General features: G+C 72.2%; 17 protein-coding genes and 2 tRNA genes. 15 read left to right on the forward strand and 4 right to left on the reverse strand.

What is annotated here, in order from left to right; genetic code table 11:
• Positions 1–71: 71 nt before the first annotated feature.
• Positions 72–842, reverse strand: coding sequence for an IclR family transcriptional regulator (locus tag KVS67_RS01880; RefSeq protein WP_041104802.1), 771 nt, complete (start codon positions 840–842; stop codon positions 72–74).
• Between the two features lie 181 nt (positions 843–1,023).
• On the opposite strand from KVS67_RS01880, the gene KVS67_RS01885 reads away from it, so the two are divergent.
• The 4 genes from KVS67_RS01885 to KVS67_RS01900 all read left to right on the forward strand — a co-directional run bounded on the left by KVS67_RS01885 (position 1,024) and on the right by KVS67_RS01900 (position 4,930).
• Complete coding sequence (locus tag KVS67_RS01885) at positions 1,024–1,878, forward strand: alpha/beta fold hydrolase (protein WP_049146105.1); 855 nt, start codon at positions 1,024–1,026, stop codon at positions 1,876–1,878.
• A 14-nt stretch (positions 1,879–1,892) separates the two neighbouring features.
• Positions 1,893–3,458, forward strand: coding sequence for an NAD(P)/FAD-dependent oxidoreductase (locus KVS67_RS01890; protein ID WP_049146108.1), 1,566 nt, complete (start codon positions 1,893–1,895; stop codon positions 3,456–3,458).
• Between the two features lie 86 nt (positions 3,459–3,544).
• Positions 3,545–4,018 (forward strand): ribose-5-phosphate isomerase, encoded by a 474-nt coding sequence (locus tag KVS67_RS01895; protein ID WP_060974239.1) that lies wholly within the window; start codon positions 3,545–3,547, stop codon positions 4,016–4,018.
• Positions 4,019–4,930 (forward strand): Fpg/Nei family DNA glycosylase, encoded by a 912-nt coding sequence (locus tag KVS67_RS01900; protein WP_063190232.1) that lies wholly within the window; start codon positions 4,019–4,021, stop codon positions 4,928–4,930.
• A 122-nt stretch (positions 4,931–5,052) separates the two neighbouring features.
• Here KVS67_RS01900 and KVS67_RS01905 read toward each other — a convergent pair.
• A tRNA-Gly gene (locus tag KVS67_RS01905) sits at positions 5,053–5,123 on the reverse strand.
• A gap of 76 nt (positions 5,124–5,199) precedes the next feature.
• Here KVS67_RS01905 and KVS67_RS01910 point away from each other — a divergent pair.
• The 7 genes from KVS67_RS01910 (at position 5,200) to KVS67_RS01940 (ending at position 11,442) form a co-directional block, all read left to right on the forward strand.
• Positions 5,200–6,093, forward strand: coding sequence for an SDR family oxidoreductase (locus tag KVS67_RS01910; RefSeq protein WP_063190233.1), 894 nt, complete (start codon positions 5,200–5,202; stop codon positions 6,091–6,093).
• An 83-nt stretch (positions 6,094–6,176) separates the two neighbouring features.
• A tRNA-Pro gene (locus tag KVS67_RS01915) sits at positions 6,177–6,250 on the forward strand.
• 42 nt (positions 6,251–6,292) lie between these two features.
• Positions 6,293–7,747: a trigger factor gene (tig, locus tag KVS67_RS01920; RefSeq protein ID WP_063190234.1), complete on the forward strand. Its 1,455-nt coding sequence runs from the start codon at positions 6,293–6,295 to the stop codon at positions 7,745–7,747.
• A 264-nt stretch (positions 7,748–8,011) separates the two neighbouring features.
• Entirely contained in the window at positions 8,012–8,629 is a 618-nt protein-coding gene (locus tag KVS67_RS01925; RefSeq protein ID WP_036316875.1) for a ClpP family protease, read from the forward strand.
• 41 nt (positions 8,630–8,670) lie between these two features.
• A complete protein-coding gene (locus KVS67_RS01930; protein ID WP_002855988.1) occupies positions 8,671–9,336 on the forward strand; it encodes an ATP-dependent Clp protease proteolytic subunit in 666 nt (221 codons plus the stop codon).
• Between the two features lie 128 nt (positions 9,337–9,464).
• The gene (gene clpX, locus KVS67_RS01935; RefSeq protein ID WP_217564730.1) at positions 9,465–10,808 is read left to right on the forward strand and encodes an ATP-dependent Clp protease ATP-binding subunit ClpX; all 1,344 of its coding nucleotides are present in this window, start codon (positions 9,465–9,467) and stop codon (positions 10,806–10,808) included.
• Between the two features lie 16 nt (positions 10,809–10,824).
• Positions 10,825–11,442, forward strand: a complete 618-nt coding sequence (locus KVS67_RS01940; RefSeq protein WP_063190236.1) for a DsbA family protein — start codon at positions 10,825–10,827, stop codon at positions 11,440–11,442.
• Positions 11,443–11,525: 83 nt separating this feature from the next.
• Here KVS67_RS01940 and KVS67_RS01945 read toward each other — a convergent pair whose 3' ends face one another.
• Complete coding sequence (locus KVS67_RS01945; protein ID WP_036316984.1) at positions 11,526–11,861, reverse strand: membrane protein; 336 nt, start codon at positions 11,859–11,861, stop codon at positions 11,526–11,528.
• Between the two features lie 361 nt (positions 11,862–12,222).
• A complete protein-coding gene (valS, locus tag KVS67_RS01950; protein WP_063190237.1) occupies positions 12,223–14,907 on the reverse strand; it encodes a valine--tRNA ligase in 2,685 nt (894 codons plus the stop codon).
• 139 nt (positions 14,908–15,046) lie between these two features.
• On the opposite strand from valS, the gene KVS67_RS01955 reads away from it, so the two are divergent.
• From KVS67_RS01955 to KVS67_RS01970, 4 genes are all read left to right on the forward strand, one after another.
• Complete coding sequence (locus KVS67_RS01955) at positions 15,047–15,841, forward strand: SDR family oxidoreductase (protein WP_036316887.1); 795 nt, start codon at positions 15,047–15,049, stop codon at positions 15,839–15,841.
• A 43-nt stretch (positions 15,842–15,884) separates the two neighbouring features.
• Positions 15,885–16,634, forward strand: a complete 750-nt coding sequence (locus tag KVS67_RS01960; RefSeq protein ID WP_036316890.1) for a sirohydrochlorin chelatase — start codon at positions 15,885–15,887, stop codon at positions 16,632–16,634.
• Positions 16,635–16,751: 117 nt separating this feature from the next.
• Complete coding sequence (locus KVS67_RS01965) at positions 16,752–18,467, forward strand: nitrite/sulfite reductase (RefSeq protein ID WP_036316987.1); 1,716 nt, start codon at positions 16,752–16,754, stop codon at positions 18,465–18,467.
• Positions 18,464–19,189: a phosphoadenylyl-sulfate reductase gene (locus tag KVS67_RS01970; protein ID WP_036316893.1), complete on the forward strand. Its 726-nt coding sequence runs from the start codon at positions 18,464–18,466 to the stop codon at positions 19,187–19,189. The genes KVS67_RS01965 and KVS67_RS01970 overlap by 4 nt, the downstream gene beginning before the upstream one ends.
• Positions 19,190–19,215: the final 26 nt, after the last annotated feature.

Raw genomic sequence — 19,215 nt, forward strand, 5'->3', positions numbered from 1 at the left:
CGGTGCTCCCCAGTGTGCCACCTGGCCCGGGCGTCGTGGACGGCCGCGGAAGGGCGGGCCGGCCGGCGTGCTCAGCCCCCGATCTCGGCCAGTCGGGTCGCCGCCGCACGCAGCACCTCAGCCACCTCGGGCACGCGTGCCGGTGGCATCCGCTGCTCGGCCGCCGAGGCGGTGAGGGACACCTGGGGGATGCCTCCCGTCCGCGCCGGGACGCCACAGGCGACTCCGGCCACCCCGGGCACGACCGGCACACCGCCGCACCACCCCTGCTCGTCCATCTGACGCAGCAGGGTGTCCAGCAGGTCGTGCAGGGCCCCGTCATCCGTCAGGTTCCAGCGGCGGGGAGGCCGGGCGACGACCGCGTCCACCTCCGCTCGCCGGCGCTCGGGCGGCAGGGCGGCCAGGAGCGCGATGCCGGCGTACCCGGCGGCAAGCCGCTTGACCTCGCCGACCTCCACGGTGAAGACGCGCACGGGGGAGTCGCCGTCGCATCGCAGGAGGTAGGCCACTCCGCCCGCAGCCCGTGCCGCCAGGTAGACCGTGTCCCCCAGCTCGTCCGCGGCGGCCTGGACCACGGCCCGGCTGGCCTCGCGTTCGATCAGGCACCGCGGCGTCACCGGTTCGAACCCGACCGGGCCCCACCGATCACCGAGCGCATAGGCGGCCCCGCGCCGGGTCACGGCACCCTGCTCCGCCAGGTCGGCCAGCAGTCGATGGGCGGTGGGCTGGGGCAGACCCGTCCGCTGGACGAGCTGGCTCAGCCGCAGGCCGGCGGGTCCGGCCTCGTGCAGCAGGCGCATCACGAGGGCGGCACGGGGCAGGACGCCGGTGGGTGGGGTCATAGGGGTCACCGGTCGATCGTGCCGCAGCTCCGGCGTCGGAGCCAGTTCCATCTGATGGACTAAATGATTGCCGCTCTACTTGCATTCCGAGAAATGAACGCGCCATGCTGGGAAATGTAGGGCGGGTCACATCGCGGGTGTCGTCCCCATAGTCCACATATCGGTTTCCAGGAGGAGCCTCATGCCACTGACCGCATCGACCGTCACGCGCACCGTCAGCGTGGACGGTGCCTCCGTCACCTGCCACGACTCGGTGACACCCGGGGAGCTCGACCGGCCTCTCGTGCTGGTCCACGGCACGGGCGGGACGACCGCCTCGCACTTCGGCCACCTGTTCCCGATGATGGCCACGCGGACGCGCGTCATCGCCGTGGACTGGGCGCCGACGGCCGACCCCGCCGCAGACCTGACCGTCGACCTGCTGGTCGGCCAGGTGCGGGCTGTCGTCGACGAGCTCCTCGGCCCCGACGCCGCGTTCGACCTGCTGGGCTACTCACTCGGCGCCGTCGTGGCCGGGCAGCTGGCCGCCGACCTCGGTCGCCGTGTGGAGAACCTCGTGCTCGTGGCCGGCTGGGCGACGACGGATGTCCACCAGCGCCTGCGCAACGAGGTCTGGCGGCACCTGTACGCCACGAGCCCTGATGCCCTGGCCCGTTACACGGCCTTCTGCGGCCTGTCCCCGCTGGCCCTGCGCTCCCTGACCCCGGCCATGCTCGACGGGGCGCTCGCCTCCCTGACCGCGGACGAGTTCACCGCCCGGCAGATGGACCTGAACGCCCGCGTGGACGTCGCCGACCGTCTCTCCGCCGTCACCGCGCGGACACTGATCGTCTCCTGTGCCGAGGACATCATGGTCCCGCCCCATCACCAGTACGAGCTGCTCGGCATCATCGACGACGCGCGGCTGACGACCATGACGAGCGGCCACGCCTTCTTCCTCGAGCGCCCGGCCGAACTCATGCAGATCGTCGACCTGTACCTGCGCGAGCCCGACCGCCACCCGGCCGGCGCGATCATCCCCGAGACCCACGCCTGAGAGAGGGGCCAGCCATGACCACCGCCATGACCACCACCACCGACGTGCGCCCCGCACCGCGCGACGAGTCCGCCGAGATCCTCATCATCGGCTCCGGATTCGCCGGCCTCGGCATGGGCGCCCAGCTGCGGCGTCACGGCCGCGAGGACTTCCTCATCCTGGACCGCGCCCAGCAGGTCGGCGGGACCTGGAGGGACAACACCTACCCGGGTGCCGCGTGCGACGTCCCGAGCCACCTCTACAGCTTCTCCTTCGCGCCGAACCCGCAGTGGTCGGGCTTCTACACACCGGGTCCGGAGATCCAGGACTACCTCGTGCGCTTCTCCGAGGACGAGGGCCTCACCCCGCACCTGCGTCTCGGGGCGGACATGCTCGAAGCGCACTGGGACCCCGAGACGGAGCGGTGGACGGTGCGGACGCCGCGCGGGACCTACACGGGACGCTGGCTCATCATGGGCACCGGGCACCTCGCCGACCCCCGCCTGCCGGACGTCCCGGGTCTCGACGCCTTCGAGGGCGAGGTCATCCATTCCGCCCGCTGGGACCACACGGTGGACCTGAAGGGCAAGCGTGTCGCCGTCGTCGGCACCGGCGCCTCCGCGATCCAGGTCATCCCCGAGCTGGCGGCGACGGCGGCCGAGCTCGTCGTCTTCCAGCGCACCCCCGCGTGGGTCACCCCGCGCGTGGTCAAGCCGTACTCCGCGGCCGTGCGCCGCATGTTCGAGCGCGCCCCGCACACCATGCAGCGCGAGCGCGACGACATCTTCTGGTTCGCCGAGTCGAACTATGCCCAGCGCCGCGGTGTGCCGGCCGCACTGGACCAGGTCCGGGCCCAGGCCCTCGGGCACCTGGCCGCCGCGGTCTCTGACCCCGAGCTCCGCGAGCGCCTCACGCCGCGGTACCTGCCGGGCTGCAAGCGTGTGCTCGTCTCCAACGACTACTACCCGGCCATGGCCCGGGACAACGTCACCCTGGAGGACAGCGCGCTGGACCGCGTCGAGGGGAGCCGGCTGTTCGGCGTGAGCGGTCACGGGTACGAGGTCGACGTCGTCGTCCTCTGCACCGGCTTCGAGGCGGCCCAGCCGCCGTTCGCCGAGCGCGTCCACGACGGTGAGGGCCGTTCCCTGGCCGATCACTGGAGCAGCGGCATGGCGGCGTTCGACTCCACGGCCGTGGCGGGATTCCCGAATCTGTTCGCCATCAACGGGCCGAACACCTCGCTGGGGCACAACTCGATCGTCTACATCATCGAGTCGCAGATCGCGTACATCTTGGAGGCCCTGGACCGGGTGGAGCACGAGGGAATTAGGACGATGGTCCCCGAGACACTCGCCCAGGAGGAGTACGTGGACCGTCTCCAGGAGCGGGCCGCCACCTCGGTGTGGCTCGTGGACGGCGGCTGCCACTCCTGGTACGTCGACCCCCGCTCGGGCAAGTTGACGCTGATCTGGCCCGACTACGCCTACGACTTCCGCGCCCGCAACGGCCACTTCACCGGGGAGGGCTTCCTCTCCTCGGCGAGTGGGGAGCCCGAGCCCATGCCGGTGCGCGAGCCCGAGCGATCGGTCGCGCTGATCTGAGCCGGCCCGCCCCGGGGCAGGGGGTCGGGTGGGGCCGTCAGTAGACTGACCCCACCCGACCGTCGTCCTTCTGGAGGAGTCTGCGCATGCGCGTCCACATCGCCACCGACCACGCCGGCATGGAGCTGTCCGCCCACCTGGTGGAGCACCTCACCACCGCTGGCTACGAGATGGTGGACCACGGACCCACCGAGTACGACGCGCAGGACGACTACCCGGGCTTCTGCATCAACGCCGCCCGCGCCGTCGTCGCCGACCGCGAGCAGGGACTGGACTCGCTCGGCATCGTGCTGGGCGGCTCCGGCAACGGCGAGCAGATCGCCGCCAACAAGGTGGCCGGCGTCCGCGCCGCCCTGGCCTGGAACCTGGACACGGCGCGGCTGGCCCGCGCGCACAACGACGCGAACGTCGTGGCCGTCGGCGGTCGACAGCACTCGCTCGAGGAGGCCACCGAGCTCATCGAGGCGTTCCTGGCCGAACCGTTCTCCCAGGACGAGCGCCACGTGCGCCGCATCGGGAAGATCGCGCACTACGAGACCACCGGAGAGGTGCTGATGTGAGTGCCTGAGGGCCACTCCGTCCACCGTCTCGCGCGCCAGTTCACCGACGTCTTCGGCGGCCGCCGGATCCGCGCCACGAGTCCGCAGGGCCGCTTCGCCGAGGGGGCCGCCCTGCTCGACGGCCAGGTCCTGAAGCGCGCCCGGGCCCACGGCAAGCACTTCTTCGCCGACGTCTCCGGCGGCCACGTGCTCCACGTCCACCTGGGCATGTACGGGGCGTGGACCTTCGGCGGGGATCAGGACTTCGCGGCCGCGTCCTCGATCGGCGCACCCCGCCGGATCGGCGAGCGGGAGGTCCACGACGACGGCGCCCCGGCCGCCGAGCCCGCTCGCGACGCCGACGGCTGGGTCCAGCCCCCGCCGCCGGCCGCCACGGTCCGGCTGCGACTGCGCGCCGAGCACGGCTGGGCCGACCTGATCGGCGCGAGCCGGTGCCGCGCGCTCACTCCGGCCGAGGCTGCCGACGTCGTCGCCGGCCTGGGCCCGGATCCGCTGAGCGACGACGATCCCGCGCCGTTCTACGACCTCGCCCGGCGGACACGGCGGCCGATCGGCGTCGTGCTGATGGACCAGGCGGCCGTCAGCGGGATCGGCAACATCTTCCGGGCCGAGGCGCTGTTCCGGGTCGGCATCGACCCGTGGCGGCCGGCCCGGGACGTCTCCGCGTCGGAGCTGGAGTCCCTCTGGGCGGACAACGCCGCGCTCATGCGGGAGGGCGTGCGGCTCGGGCGGATCGTCACCACCCGGCCCGAGCACCGGCCGGGGATCCCTGCCGAAGCGGCCTGGCCCGAGCACGCGAGCTACGTGTACCAGCGGCAGGGCCTGGCGTGCCTCGTGTGCGGGCGCGAGACGATCGTGGTGGAGGAGATGGCGGCCCGGAAGCTCTACCGGTGCCTCACCTGTCAGAGCTGAGGGGCCTGTAGCAGGCCCGACCGGGCACAGCGGTCAAGGCACCGGCGCGGACGACGACGCAACCGAGAAAGCCATGAGCCGGGCCATCGTGTGCACACGATGACCCGGCTCATGAGGTCCGGAGGGGATGACGGGAATCGAACCCGCGTAGCCAGTTTGGAAGACTGGGGCTCTACCATTGAGCTACATCCCCGCGGGGCCGCGCTCGGCGCGGACCAGCGGCTGACACCGTATCACGGCGGGCCCGCGTCGGCCGTGGGGGAAGAGGCATGATGCACGGCTCCCGTCCCGCCCTCCGCAGGGCCGCGTCCGCCCTCGCCGGCCGTCGTCCCCTGTCCCTGCGCGGCGCCACCGTCCTCGTGACGGGCGGCGCGTCCGGCATCGGTCGACTGATCGCCCTGGGGGCCGCCCGCCGCGGCGCGGGCCGCGTCGTCGTCTGGGACCTCGACCTGCAGGGGGCTGAGGCCGTCGCCGCCGAGATCCGGTCTCAGGGCGCGGACGCCCGGGCCGAGCGCGTGGACGTGACGGACGCGGCCGCCGTCGAGGCCGCCGCCGCCCGCGCCGGAGAGGTGGACGTCGCCGTGAACAACGCGGGCGTCGTGACGGGCGTGCGCCTCGAGGACGCCACGGAGGAGGGCATCCGCCGCACCTTCGAGGTGAACGCACTCGCGCCGTACTGGCTGACCCGGGCGGTCCTGCCCGGAATGCGGGCCCGGGACCGCGGGGCCGTGGTCACGGTGGCCTCGGCCGCGGGGTTGGTCGGCGTCGCGCGCCAGACGGACTATTCCGCCACCAAGCACGCCGCGGTCGGCTTCGCCGAGTCCCTCGCCGCGGAGCTGCGCAAGGACGGCAGCCGCGTCACCTCCCTCGCCGTCTGCCCCTTCTACATCGACACCGGGATGTTCGCGGGCGTGCGCAGCCGGGTGCCCTGGCTGCTGCCCGTGCTGGATCCGCGCCACGTGGCGCAGGAGGTGCTGGACGCCGTCGAGGCCGGCCGCACCCGTCTGCTGCTGCCCCGCGCCGTCGGCCTGATCGCCCCCCTGCGCGCCCTGCCGGCGCCCGTCTTCGACCGCGCGATGGACGTCCTCGGGGTCAACGCCACGATGGACGGCTTCACGGGCCGGCGGTCGCGGCTTTTCGCGGGGCGCGAGACGGCGCGCTAGGATTCCACAGTCTGCCCTCGGGCAGTCCCTCGGGTGTCCGGCGAGCCTCCACCGCGTGAGCCCGCCGGCGTCGGGGACGACGGCGGGGTGTAGCTCAGCTTGGTAGAGCGCGCGCTTTGGGAGCGTGAGGCCGCAGGTTCAAATCCTGTCACCCCGACTCGACGTCAAGACCATCCACCACCACCAACAGGAGTCATCCGTGGTCAAGTCCACCGCAGAGAACCTCAGCCCGACCCGCGTCAAGCTGACCGTCGAGGTGCCGTTCGAGGAGGTGAAGCCCGCCCTGGACAAGGCGTTCAAGGACATCGCCAACCAGGTGCAGATCCCGGGCTTCCGCCAGGGCAAGATCCCGGCGCGTCTGATCGAGCAGCGCTTCGGCCGCGAGGTCGTCGTGGACCAGGCCGTCAACGAGGGTCTGAACACCTGGTTCTCCGCCGCCATCGCCGAGGCTGAGCTCACCCCGATCTCCCGCCCCGAGGTCGACGTGACCGCCACCCCGGACGCGGAGAACGCCGAGGGCCCGGTGGTCTTCACCGCCGAGTTCGACGTGCGCCCGACCATCGAGCTGCCCGACTACAAGGGCCTCAAGGTGACGGTGGAGCCCGCCCAGGCCACCGAGGAGGACGAGCAGAAGGCCCTCGACGCCCTGCGCTCGCGCTTCGGCTCCCTCAAGGACGTGGACCGCCCGGCCGCCCAGGACGACTTCGTCACGATGAACCTGACCGCCACGGTCGACGGCGAGCAGGTCGACCAGGCCGAGGGCCTGTCCTACCAGGTGGGCGCCGGCACCATGCTCGAGGGCATCGACGAGGCCCTCGACGGCCTGTCCGCCGGCGAGGACGCCACCTTCGAGACCACGCTCAACGGCGGCGAGCATGACGGCGAGACCGCCGTGGTCAAGCTGGAGCTGACGGCCGTCAAGGAGCGCGAGCTGCCCGAGGCCGACGACGAGTTCGCTCAGCTGGCCTCCGAGTTCGACACCATCGCCGAGCTCAAGGAGGACCTGAAGAAGCAGGCCGCCGAGGAGGCCGTGAGCCGCCAGGGCGTCGAGGCCCGCGACAAGGTCCTCGAGGAGCTGGCCAAGCTCGTCGAGGTCCCGGTGCCGGACGGCGTCATCGCCGAGCAGGTCGAGCAGCACTTCTCCGCCGGCGGCCACACCGCGGGCGACGACCACGACACCGCCGAGCACCGTGCCGAGCTCGAGCAGAACACCCGCGAGGCGTTCGCCAACGAGATCATCCTGGACGAGGTCGCCGAGGCCGAGGAGGTCACGGTCGACCAGGGTGAGCTGATCGAGTACATCATCGCCACCTCCTCCGAGTACGGCATGGACCCGAACCAGTTCGCCATGATGCTCGACCAGGGCGGGCAGATCCCGATGATCATGGGCGAGGTCCGCCGCCGCAAGGCCCTGGCCAAGGTCCTCGAGTACGCCGAGGTCACCGACACCGACGGCAAGGCCGTGGACCTGACGGCGTTCGTGACCCCGGGCGGCCAGGAGGCCCTCGACGCTGAGGCCGAGGGCGCCGAGGCCGAGGGCGCCGACGAGGCGGAGGAGAAGCCCGCCGAGAAGGCCCCGGCCAAGAAGAAGTCGACGGCCAAGAAGGCCCCGGCCGAGCAGGCCGACGACGCCGAGGCGGCCGAGCAGGCCTGATCCCGGCCGGTGGGGACGCACCCCCGCCGAGCCACGACGACGGCGCCCCCGCCCACGCCGGTGGGGGCGCCGTCGTCGTCCCGGGGCCCCGGTGGGCGGCCCCGGGCGGGGTCCGCGACAACCTGCGCCAACAGCGAAACGCCGACGGCGTCCCGCGCGCTGGCCCGGACGCCCGGCTAGTGTCGGACTCGATCAGGGACCCGTCCGTCCGCGCGAGCGGCCGCCGTTCGGGAGGCCCGTGGACATCTCGACAGGAAGGCGGAAGTGATGACCGACATCACCCCCAGCATGCGTTCGGTGGACCCGGCGCAGCGCGAGGATTTCCTCTACACCCAGCTGCTGAAGTCGCGCATCGTCTGGCTGGGCGAGGACGTCCGTGACGACAACGCCAACGCGATCTGCTCCCAGCTGCTCCTGCTCTCGGCCGAGGACCCGGAGAAGGACATCTACCTGTACATCAACTCCCCGGGCGGCTCCGTCACCGCGGGCATGGCGATCTACGACACGATGCAGTACATCCCCAACGACGTTGTGACGGTGGCCACCGGCCTCGCCGCGTCCATGGGCCAGTTCCTGCTCGCCTCCGGCACCAAGGGCAAGCGCTACGCCACCCCCCACGCGCGCGTGCTGATGCACCAGCCCTCCGGCGGCATCGGCGGCACCGAGTCGGACATCCGCATCCAGGCCCAGCTGATCCTGCACATGAAGCAGGTGATGGCGGAGCTGACCGCCGAGCAGACCGGCCAGTCCGTGGAGACCATCCTCGAGGACAACGCGCGGGACAAGTGGTTCACCGCGCAGGAGGCCCTCGAGTACGGCTTCATCGACCACATCGCCGACCGTGCCGCGTCCGTGACCGGCGGCGGCGGCGTCCGGGGCTGAGCCCGGCCCGGACCGTCCCGACCCTCTCCAGGAGACCAAGAATGACCCAGTTCCCCGCCGGGCTCCCCACCGGGATGCCCTCCCTGCCCACGCCGGACGCGCGCTACATCCTCCCGCAGTTCGAGGAGCGCACGCCCTACGGCTTCAAGCGCCAGGACCCCTACGCCAAGCTCTTCGAGGACCGCATCGTCTTCCTCGGCGCGCAGGTGGACGACGCGTCGGCCGACGACGTGATGGCCCAGCTGCTCGTGCTCGAGGCGATGGACTCCGAGCGTGACATCACCCTGTACATCAACTCGCCGGGCGGCTCGTTCACGGCCATGACGGCGATCTACGACACCATGCAGTTCATCCGCCCCGAGGTGCAGACCGTGTGCCTGGGCCAGGCCGCCTCCGCCGCGGCCGTGCTGCTGGCCGCGGGCGCCCCCGGCAAGCGCCTGGCGCTGCCCAACGCGCGCGTGCTGATCCACCAGCCGGCGATGCAGGGCGACCGCGGCACCGCCACCGACCTGGAGATCCACGCCCAGGAGATCAACCGGATGCGCGTGTGGATGGAGGAGACGCTGGCCTCCCTCACCAACCGCACGCCCGAGGAGGTCTCGCAGGACATCGACCGGGACAAGTTCCTCTCGGCCGAGCAGGCCCTCGAGTACGGCCTCGTGGACGAGGTCCTCGCCTCCCGCAAGATCACCCGCCCGTCCGCCTGACCGACGGCGCCCGTCGAGGGGCCCGGTCCCTTAACGTGTCCGTCCACGGTCGTATGCTGGACGGAATCTGACAGCGACGCCGCCCGCGCGGGGCGGACGTCTCCGCCCGGCCCTCGAGGAGTACCACCATGGCGCGTATCGGAGAGAGCGCTGACCTGCTGAAATGCTCGTTCTGCGGGAAGAGCCAGAAGCAGGTGCGCAAGCTCATCGCCGGCCCGGGTGTCTACATCTGCGACGAGTGCATCGAGCTGTGCAACGAGATCATCGAGGAGGAGCTCGGCGAGGCGGCGGAGGCGGACGAGACCGTCCTGCCCACCCCGCAGGAGATCTTCGACCACCTCGAGAGCTTCGTGATCGGTCAGGAGGCGGCCAAGCGTTCCCTCGCCGTCGCCGTGTACAACCACTACAAGCGCGTGCGTGGGCCGCAGGCGCGGAGTGGTGACCTGGCCGACCGCCTCACCGAGCGGGACGACCTCGCGGACGTCGAGGTCGGCAAGTCGAACATCCTCATGGTCGGCCCCACCGGCTCCGGCAAGACGTATCTCGCGCAGACCCTCGCCCGGCGGCTCAACGTCCCGTTCGCGGTCGCGGACGCCACGAGCCTCACCGAGGCCGGCTATGTGGGCGAGGACGTGGAGAACATCCTCCTCAAGCTCATCCAGGCCGCGGATTACGACGTGAAGAAGGCCGAGCAGGGCATCATCTACATCGACGAGATCGACAAGATCTCGCGGAAGTCCGAGAACCCCTCCATCACCCGGGACGTCTCCGGCGAGGGCGTGCAGCAGGCCCTGCTGAAGATCCTCGAGGGCGCGGTGGCGTCGGTGCCGCCGCAGGGCGGGCGCAAGCACCCCCACCAGGAGTTCCTGCAGATCGACACGTCCAACGTGCTGTTCATCGTGGCGGGCGCGTTCGCGGGCCTGGACGAGATCATCGGTTCCCGTGCCGGCCGCAAGGGCATCGGGTTCGGCGCGCCCCTGAACCATCTGGGCGCGGGGGACGTCACCTACGCGGACGTGCGGCCGGAGGACCTGCTGAAGTTCGGCCTCATCCCCGAGTTCATCGGCCGCCTGCCCGTGATCACCACCGTCGAGGACCTCACGCACGAACAGCTCGTGCGGGTGCTGACCGAACCGAAGAACGCCCTGCTGAAGCAGTACCAGAAGATGTTCCTCATGGACGGCGTGGAGCTCGAGTTCGAGCAGGACGCCCTGGATGCCGTCGTCGCCCAGGCCGAGGCCCGCGGCACCGGTGCCCGCGGCCTGCGCTCCATCATGGAGAACGTCCTCAAGCCCGTGATGTTCGAGCTGCCCTCCCGTTCGGACGTGGGCACGGTCGTCATCTCCGGGGACGTGGTGCGCGGCGAGGCCGAGCCACGCTCATCCCGGCCGAGGTGGAACGACGTCGACGCGGCCGGAGCGCCTGACCGCCGTCGCCCAGCAGGACCGACCGGAGCCGAGACGGCTCCCTGACCGCAAGGAGCACATCATGACCGACACCACGCAGCAGCCCACCGTCGACTTCTACTTCGACGCCACGTGCCCGTTCGCCTGGATCACCTCCCGGTGGATCCTGGAGGTCCAGAAGGTGCGCGACGTGCGGGTGGTCTTCAAGATCATGTCGCTCGCCGTCCTGAACGAGGGCCGCGACCTGGACCCCGACTACCTGGCCCGCCTCGAGAAGGCCTGGCTGCCGGCCCGCGCCGCCGTGCAGGTGCGCGAGCGGCACGGTGCCGAGGCGCTCGGCCCGTGGTACACCGCGGTCGGCACCCGCATCCACGAGCAGGGCCGCACGGACTACGAGGCCGTGGTGGCCGAGGCCCTCGAGGAACTGGGCCACGACGCGGACATCCTGGACGCCGCCCGCACCGACGTGGCCGACGAGCAGCTGCGCGCCAGCCAGAAGGAGGCGGAGGACCTCGTGGGCAACGACGTCGGCACGCCCGTCGTGGCGTTCAACGGCACGGCCTTCTTCGGTCCCGTGATGACCCGCATCCCGCGCGGCGAGGAGGCGGGCCGCATCTTCGACGGCGCCGTCGCCCTGGCCAACTTCCCGTACTTCTACGAGATCAAGCGGGCCCGCACCACGGATCCGCAGTTCGACTGAGCCCCCGGCTCGCACGAGACCGGCCCCACACCTTCAGCGCGAAGGTGTGGGGCCGGCGTCGTCGGGGTGCGGGGCGGCGGGGGTCAGCTGCGCGCCACTCTGCCGGCCGCGCGGATCAGGGGGACCTGCAGGGGCAGCCGCCCGAGGGAGACCAGTTGCGCCGGCCAGGGCCGGCGTCGCCACCGCCAGGCCATCCACGCATTGCCGGGCCACACGCCGAGGAAGAGCGCCTGCGCGGCGCGTCCGCCCGCGCGCCGGGTGCGCGGGACGGCCAGCAGACCCGCCACGGCCAGCTCGGCCACGCCGGAGCCGTGGGTCCACGCGCGGGCCGAGCCGGGCAGGAACGGCGGGATCAGCCCGTCGAAGGGCTCAGGTCGGACGAAGTGGAGCACGCCCATGGCGGCGAGGGCGGCGGACATCCGCCGGGCGGAGGAGTCGCAGGCGCGGCGGCCGGCCGGGGCGGGATCGGGTGTCGGTCTCATCCTCTCAGTGTCCACCCCTGCCGCGGTGACCGCACTGCGACATGCGGCAGGAGCACGACCGGGAGGTGCACCACGACACCCCCGGGAGGGCCGCCTCCCGACGAACTCCGATCCGGCGGCGGACTGTCCGACGTGCGCTGTGCCCTACCGGATCCCGGCCACGAACATCCCACGCTGACGGGCAGACTCGGGTTCGCAGCACGGGCGCGACGACGGCCCCGCCGCCCGTGATGGGCGACGGGGCCGTCGTCGTGCCGCGTGCGCTCCCGAGACACCTTCCGGGAACGCGCGGCGCGGATCAGTCGTCCTCGACCGGTGCGAGCTGCACGTCGGAGACGGTCAGCGGCGCGGACTCGCCGGCCTCGCCCTGCGTGAGGGACAGGTCCGCGATGTTGCCGGCCGCCTTGAGGTCCGCCAGGCCGCCGCGCAGCTTCTCGAGCCACTCGGCCGGTCCGGTCACCACGGCGGAGCGCACCTCGGTCCGCTGCTTCACCTTGGCCTCGGACTTCGCCTTGCGGACGCCGCCCAGGACCTGCGCCACGGTGGGCAGGACCTCGGCGTCGCCGGCGGAGGCGGCGTAGGACAGGGCCGCCGCCTCGTCCGCGGCGCCCGGCCAGGCGGCGGTGTGCACGGATCCGGCGCGCCACCAGCTCCACACCTCCTCGGTGGCGAACGGCTGGAACGGGGCCAGCAGACGCAGCAGGGCGTCCAGGGTGGTGGCCAGCGTGGTCACCACCGAGGCCTGCTCGGCCTCGCCGTGGCCACCGTAGGCACGGTCCTTCACGAGCTCCACGTAGTCGTCCGTGAAGGCCCAGAAGAACTGCTCGGTCACGTTGAGGGCACGCGCGTAGTCGTAGGCCTCGAACGCGCGGGTCGCCTGCTCCACGGTGGCCGCGAGGCGCGCCAGCAGGGAGGCGTCCAGCGGGTTGGTGATGGCCGCGGCGTCGTCGGCCGTGCGGATGACGGCGTCCTGCGTGGCGCCCAGGTTCAGAACGAACTTGGCGGCGTTGAGCAGCTTGATGGCCAGTCGGCGGCCGATCTTCATCTGCGCCACCTCGTAGGCGGTGTCCGCGCCGAGGCGGGCCGAGGCGGCCCAGTAGCGGACGGCGTCCGAGCCGAACTGGTCCAGGATGTCGGTCGGGACCACCACGTTGCCCTTGGACTTGGACATCTTCTTGCGGTCCGGGTCGAGGATCCAGCCGGAGAGCGCGGTGTCCGTCCACGGCACGGAGCCGTTGAGGGCGTGGGCGCGCACTACGGTGGAGAACAGCCAGGTGCGGATGATGTCGTGGCCCTGCGGGCGCAGATCGAACGGGAAGACGTTGTTGAAGAACGCCTCGTCACGGGACCAGCGGCCCACGATCTGCGGGGTCAGCGAGGAGGTGGCCCAGGTGTCCAGGACGTCCGGGTCGCCGGTGAAGCCGCCGGGGACGTCGCGCTGGTCCTCGGAGTAGCCCGGGGCGGCCTCGGCGGCCGGGTCCACGGGGAGCTGCTCGTCGGCCGGGAGGATCGGGTTCTCATAGTCGGGCTCACCCTCCGCGTCCAGCGGGTACCAGACCGGGATCGGCACCCCGAAGAAGCGCTGGCGGGAGACGAGCCAGTCACCGTTGAGGCCCTCGACCCAGTTCTCATAGCGGTGGCGCATGTGCTCCGGGTGCCAGGAGAGCTCGCGGCCGCGCTCGATCAGCTCCGCGCGGCGGTCGGCGTCGCGGCCGCCGTTGCGGATGTACCACTGGCGGGAGGTGACGACCTCGAGCGGCTTGTCGCCCTTCTCGTAGAAGTTCACGGCGTGCATGATCTTCTTCGGCTCTCCGTCCAGCAGGCCGGCCGCGGTGAGGGCGTCCACCACACCCTGCTTGGCGGAGAAGACGGTCTTGCCGGCCACGGTGTCCGCATAGGCCTGTCGGCCGGCGTCCGTGGTGATCCACTCGGGGGTGTCGGCGGCGAAGCGGCCGTCACGGCCGATCAGGGTGCGGGTCGGCAGCTGCAGCTCGCGCCACCAGGTGACGTCGTTGAGATCGCCGAAGGTGCAGACCATGGCGATGCCGGAGCCCTTGTCCGGCTTGGCCAGCGGGTGCGGGAAGACCTCGACCTCCACGCCGTACAGCGGGGAGGTGACGGTCGTGCCGAACAGGTGCTGGTAGCGCTCGTCGTCCGGGTGGGCGACCAGGCCGGAGCAGGAGGCCAGCAGCTCGGGGCGGGTGGTCTCGATGAAGACCTGCTCGCCGTCCGCAGCGGTGAAGGCGTAGCGGTGGTAGGCGCCGGGGACCTCGCGGTCCTCGAGCTCGGCCTGGGCCACGGCGGTGCGGAAGGTCACGTCCCACATGGTGGGGGCCTCGGCCAGATAGGCGTCGCCCGAGGCGATGCCGGCCAGGAAGGCGCGCTGGGAGACGGCGCGGGAGACGTCGTCGATGGTCCGGTAGGTCATGTCCCAGTCGACGGACAGGCCGAGACGGGTGAAGAGGTCCTCGAAGACCTTCTCGTCCTCGACGGCGAGCTCCTCGCAGAGCTCGATGAAGTTCTTGCGGGAGATCACGTCCCAGTCGCGCTGGTTCTTCGCCGGCTTCTCCGGCGGGCGGTAGCCCTCCACGTACGGCTTGGCGGGGTCGCAGCGGACGCCGTAGTAGTTCTGCACGCGGCGCTCGGTGGGCAGGCCGTTGTCGTCCCAGCCCATCGGGTAGAACACGTTCTTGCCGTTCATGCGCTGGTAGCGGGCGAGCACGTCGGTCTGCGTGTAGGAGAAGACGTGGCCCACGTGCAGCGAGCCGGAGGCGGTCGGCGGGGGAGTGTCGATCGAGTAGACCTGCTCGCGGGTGGTCTGCGTGTCGAACGCGTAGGTGCGCTCGTCGGCCCAGCGGGCGGTCAGCTTCTCCTCGAGGCCCTCGAGGGCCGGCTTGTCCGGCACGGCCACGGCGCCGGCGGCGGGGGTGGACGGGGTCGATGCGTCGATGGGCGTGTCTGTGCCCTGCGTGTTCTCAGCCATGCCCGCCATCCTCCCATGACCGGGGCGGCGGGCCGGGCCTGCGACGACGCCCGGGACGTCCCGCCCTTTCAGTCGCTCGACCTGGCGGAGGTGATCCGGGCGGTGCTCCGAACGGCGCGGCTCGGCTACGGTCGGAGGCGTGAGCCACACCCATGAACCTGCGAAGAACCCCGCCCGCGCCGCCGTCGTGACGGGGGCCACGAGCGGCATCGGCCGCGCCACGGCCCTCGAGCTCGCCCGCCGCGGCTGGCGCGTGTACGCGGTCGGCCGCCGGGCCGAGCGCCTCGAGACCCTCGCTGCCGACGCCCGGGCCGAGGGCGTGAGCGGCGACGTCGTCCCCGCCGCCCTGGACGTCACGGACGAGGCCGCCGTCGCCGCGCTGGCCTCGCGCGTCGAGGCCGACGGCGGCGCCGACACCCTCGTCAACATCGCCGGCGGCGCGCTCGGCACGGACGCGGTGGGCGACGGCGACCGCGCCGACTGGGAGTGGATGTACCGCGTCAACGTGCTCGGCACCCTCACGATGTGCCAGGCGTTCCTGCCCATGCTCCGCGCCCACGGCGAGGGCACCGTGCTCAACCTGACCTCGACCGCCGCCGTCACCGCCTACGAGGGCGGCGCCGGCTACAACGCCGCGAAGATGGGCCAGCACGGGCTCACCGGCGCGCTGCGCCTGGAGGAGGCCGAGCACAACGTGCGGGTGATCGAGGTGCTGCCGGGCATGGTCCACACCGAGGAGTTCTCCCGCAACCGCCTGGGCGGCGACCAGTCCGCCGCGGACGCCGTGTATGCGGGCGTGGAGAAGCCGCTCACCGCCGAGGACGTCGCCGAGGTGTGCGTCCACGCCGTCGAGCTGCCCCACCACGTGAACCTGGATCAGATCGTGATGCGGCCGGTCGCCCAGGCCGCCCAGCACAAGGTGATCCGCCGGTGAGCGGCGGGCCGCAGAACGTGTGGGCCGACGCGGTGGGCTCGGCATGAGCGCGCCCGTGCTGCACGTGATCGCCTGCGCCCACGGCACGCACGACGCGGCCGGCCGCGACGTGATCGACGGCCTCCGTGCCGACCTGGCGGCCCTCCTGGCCGCCGAGGGGCCGGGCGCCCAGGTCCACGAGGCCTACGTGGACGTGCAGAGCCCCTCCCTCGACGAGGTCGTGGCGGCCCTGCCCCCGGGGGAGCCGGCCGTGATCGTGCCGCTGCTGCTGTCCCTGGGCCATCACGTCCACCACGACATCCACCACGCCGCAGCCGCCCGACCCGGCACGATCGCCGCCGCACCGCTGGCCGGGGCCGGGGACGACGTCGAGCCGCGCCTGGTGACCGTTCTGGCCGAGCGGGTGGCCCGGGCGGTGCCGGCCGGTGAGGCCGCGACATCGGACGTCATCCTGGCGGCGGCCGGCACCCGCGCCGCGGACGGCCAGGCCCAGGTGCACGCCCTGGCCGGGGCCCTGGCCCGGGCCACGGGACTGCCCGTGACCGCGGCGTTCGGGGCGGCGGCGACCCCCCGTGTGCCCGACGCCGTCGCCCGGGTGCACGCCGCCGGCCGTCGCGCCGTGGTGGCCGCCCACCTGCTGGCCCCCGGGTACTTCCACGACCGGCTCGGCGAGGCCGGCGCGGACGCGGTCACCGACCCCCTGCTGCCGCATCCGCTGGTGGCGCGGATCGCCCTGGACCGGCTGCGGTCCGCCCTCGTAGAGGCCCCGAGGGGAGCCGCCGGAGGCCGCTGAGCCGTCCGTCACACGACCGGGGCCGGACCGGGTCCCCGCCGCGGCCCGGCCCCGGGAACGTGACGAACCGCGTCGACGATCTTGGGGCCGGCATGCCGGGTTCCTAGCGTGGCGGCCATGACCCAGGTGAACGAGACGTCGAGGCCGGCGCGCACTCCGCGCCGTCCCTCCGCCAAGCCGCACGGCCAGTGGAAGGTGGACGGGACCGCCCCCCTGAACCACAACGAGGAGTTCAAGCAGCAGGACGACGGCCTGAACGTCCGCGAGCGCATCGAGCAGGTCTACGCCCACGAGGGCTTCGACTCGATCCCCTCGGACGACCTGCACGGCCGCTTCCGCTGGTGGGGCCTGTACACCCAGCGTCGGCAGGGGATCGACGGCGGCAAGACCGCCACCCTGGAGCCCCACGAACTTGAGGACCGCTACTTCATGCTGCGCGTGCGCATCGACGGCGGCGACCTCACCACCGAGCAGCTGCGCGTGATCGGCGGGATCTCCACCGACTTCGGCCGTGACACCGCGGACATCACCGACCGGCAGAACGTCCAGCTGCACTGGATCCGCGTCGAGGACGTCCCCGAGATCTGGCGGCGCCTGGAGTCCGTGGGCCTGTCCACCACCGAGGCCTGCGGCGACGTGCCGCGCGTGATCCTCGGCTCACCGGTGGCCGGGATCGCCGCGGACGAGATCATCGACCCCACGCCCGTGATCCGGGAGATCGCGGACCGCTGGATCGGCGACCTCGAGATCTCCAACCTGCCCCGCAAGTTCAAGACCGCCATCACCGGACACCCCTCCCAGGACGTGGTCCACGAGATCAACGACGTCTCCCTGATCGGCGTGGTGCACCCCGAGCTGGGCCCCGGTTACGACCTGTGGGTCGGCGGCGGCCTGTCCACGAAGGCCCGCCTGGCCGACCGGATCGGTGCCTTCGTCTCGGCCGAGCGCGCCCCCGAGGTGTGGCACGCCGTCGTGAGCATCTTCCGTGACTACGGCTACCGGCGCCTGCGCAACAAGGCCCGCATGAAGTACCTGCTCGAGGACTGGGGGCCGGAGAGGTTCCGCACCGTGCTGGAGGAGGAGTACCTCGGCTACGCCCTGCCCGACGGACCCGCCCCGGCCCCGCCCACCCGTCCCGGCGACCACGTGGGGGTCCACGAGCAGAAGGACGGCCGCTTCTACATCGGCGCCGCTCCCGTCGTCGGCCGCTCCAGCGGCACCACCCTCACCGCCCTCGCGGACCTGCTCGAGGCCCACGGCTCCACGCGGCTGCGCACCACCCCCCACCAGAAGATCGTGGTGCTGGACGTGGAGCGGGACCGGGTGGACGCCGTCGTGGCCGGCTTGAAGGAGCTGGGACTGGACCCGGAGCCGTCCGTATTCCGCCGCTCCACCATCGCCTGCACGGGCCTGGAGTTCTGCAAGCTCGCCATCGTGGACACGAAGGACACCGCCACCGCCGCGATCGCCCAGCTCGAGGAGCGCCTGGCCGACCTCGCCGACCGCCTCCCCGAGCGGCTGAGCCTGCATGTGAACGGCTGCCCCAACTCCTGCGCCCGCATCCAGACCGCGGACATCGGCCTGAAGGGCCAGCTGCTCCCGGACGACGACGGCGGCCAGACGCCCGGCTTCCAGGTTCACCTGGGCGGCGGGCTGGCCTCCGTGGACCGCGCCGAGGCCGGCCTCGGACGCAGCGTCCGCGGCTTGAAGGTCCGCGCGGACGGGCTGGTCGACTACGTCGAGCGCGTCGTCCGCCGGTACGACGAGCAGCGTGAGCCGGGCGAGACCTTCGCCCGGTGGGCGCACCGAGTCGACGAGGAGGCCCTCCGATGAGCACCGTTCCCCCCACCCGTCCGACCGAGGACCTCGAGCGCCTGCAGGCGCTCGCGGAGTCCGGCGCCGCCGAGCTCGGCTGGGACGCCCCCGCCGAGGCGGTGGTCGACTGGGCCGCCCGCCATGTGGACCTCCGCCGGGCGGCCGTGGCCTGCTCCATGGCCGACGCCGTCCTGCCGCACCTGGTGGCGCAGCGGATGCCCGGCGTGGACGTCCTCTTCCTGGACACCGGCTACCACTTCACCGAGACGCTCGCGACGCGCGACGAGGTGGCCCGCCGCCTCGCCGTCACCGTGGTGGACGTGCTCCCGGAGCTGACCGTGGCCGAGCAGGACGAGCGCCACGGCAAGGACCTGTTCGCCCGCGACCCGGGGCTGTGCTGCGCGATGCGCAAGGTCGAGCCCCTCAACCGGGCGCTGGCCGGATACGACCTGTGGTTCACCGGCGTCCGCCGGGACGAGGCGCCGACGCGCACGAACACCCCGCTGGTGGGCTGGGACGAGGCCCACGGCATGGTCAAGGTCAACCCCGTCGCCCCGTGGAGCTTCGACGACCTGGTCGGCTACGCCACGGACCACGACGTGCCCGTGAACCTGCTCCTGCAGAACGGCTACCCCTCGATCGGCTGCCGCCCCTGCACCCGCCCCGTCGCCCCCGGGGAGGACCCCCGTGCCGGGCGCTGGGCCGGGACCGCGAAGACCGAGTGCGGCATCCACGTCTGAGCGCCGCACCCGAGACAGACCAAGGA

The sequence above is a fragment of the Micrococcus sp. GbtcB5 genome (assembly GCF_019091605.1).
Lineage (GTDB): Bacteria > Actinomycetota > Actinomycetes > Actinomycetales > Micrococcaceae > Micrococcus > Micrococcus luteus.

Bases quoted from the DNA above. Each gene is read 5' to 3' on its own strand.
- KVS67_RS01885 (WP_049146105.1), top strand. From the start codon at position 1,024: ATGCCACTGACCGCATCGACCGTCACGCGCACCGTCAGCGTGGACGGT.
- valS (WP_063190237.1), bottom strand. From the start codon at position 14,907: ATGGCTGAGAACACGCAGGGCACAGACACGCCCATCGACGCATCGACC.
- KVS67_RS01895 (WP_060974239.1), top strand. From the start codon at position 3,545: ATGCGCGTCCACATCGCCACCGACCACGCCGGCATGGAGCTGTCCGCC.
- KVS67_RS01970 (WP_036316893.1), top strand. From the start codon at position 18,464: ATGAGCACCGTTCCCCCCACCCGTCCGACCGAGGACCTCGAGCGCCTG.
- clpX (WP_217564730.1), top strand. From the start codon at position 9,465: ATGGCGCGTATCGGAGAGAGCGCTGACCTGCTGAAATGCTCGTTCTGC.
- KVS67_RS01945 (WP_036316984.1), bottom strand. From the start codon at position 11,861: ATGTCCGCCGCCCTCGCCGCCATGGGCGTGCTCCACTTCGTCCGACCT.
- KVS67_RS01965 (WP_036316987.1), top strand. From the start codon at position 16,752: ATGACCCAGGTGAACGAGACGTCGAGGCCGGCGCGCACTCCGCGCCGT.
- KVS67_RS01930 (WP_002855988.1), top strand. From the start codon at position 8,671: ATGACCCAGTTCCCCGCCGGGCTCCCCACCGGGATGCCCTCCCTGCCC.
- KVS67_RS01960 (WP_036316890.1), top strand. From the start codon at position 15,885: ATGAGCGCGCCCGTGCTGCACGTGATCGCCTGCGCCCACGGCACGCAC.
- KVS67_RS01910 (WP_063190233.1), top strand. From the start codon at position 5,200: ATGATGCACGGCTCCCGTCCCGCCCTCCGCAGGGCCGCGTCCGCCCTC.
- KVS67_RS01940 (WP_063190236.1), top strand. From the start codon at position 10,825: ATGACCGACACCACGCAGCAGCCCACCGTCGACTTCTACTTCGACGCC.
- KVS67_RS01880 (WP_041104802.1), bottom strand. From the start codon at position 842: ATGACCCCACCCACCGGCGTCCTGCCCCGTGCCGCCCTCGTGATGCGC.
- KVS67_RS01890 (WP_049146108.1), top strand. From the start codon at position 1,893: ATGACCACCGCCATGACCACCACCACCGACGTGCGCCCCGCACCGCGC.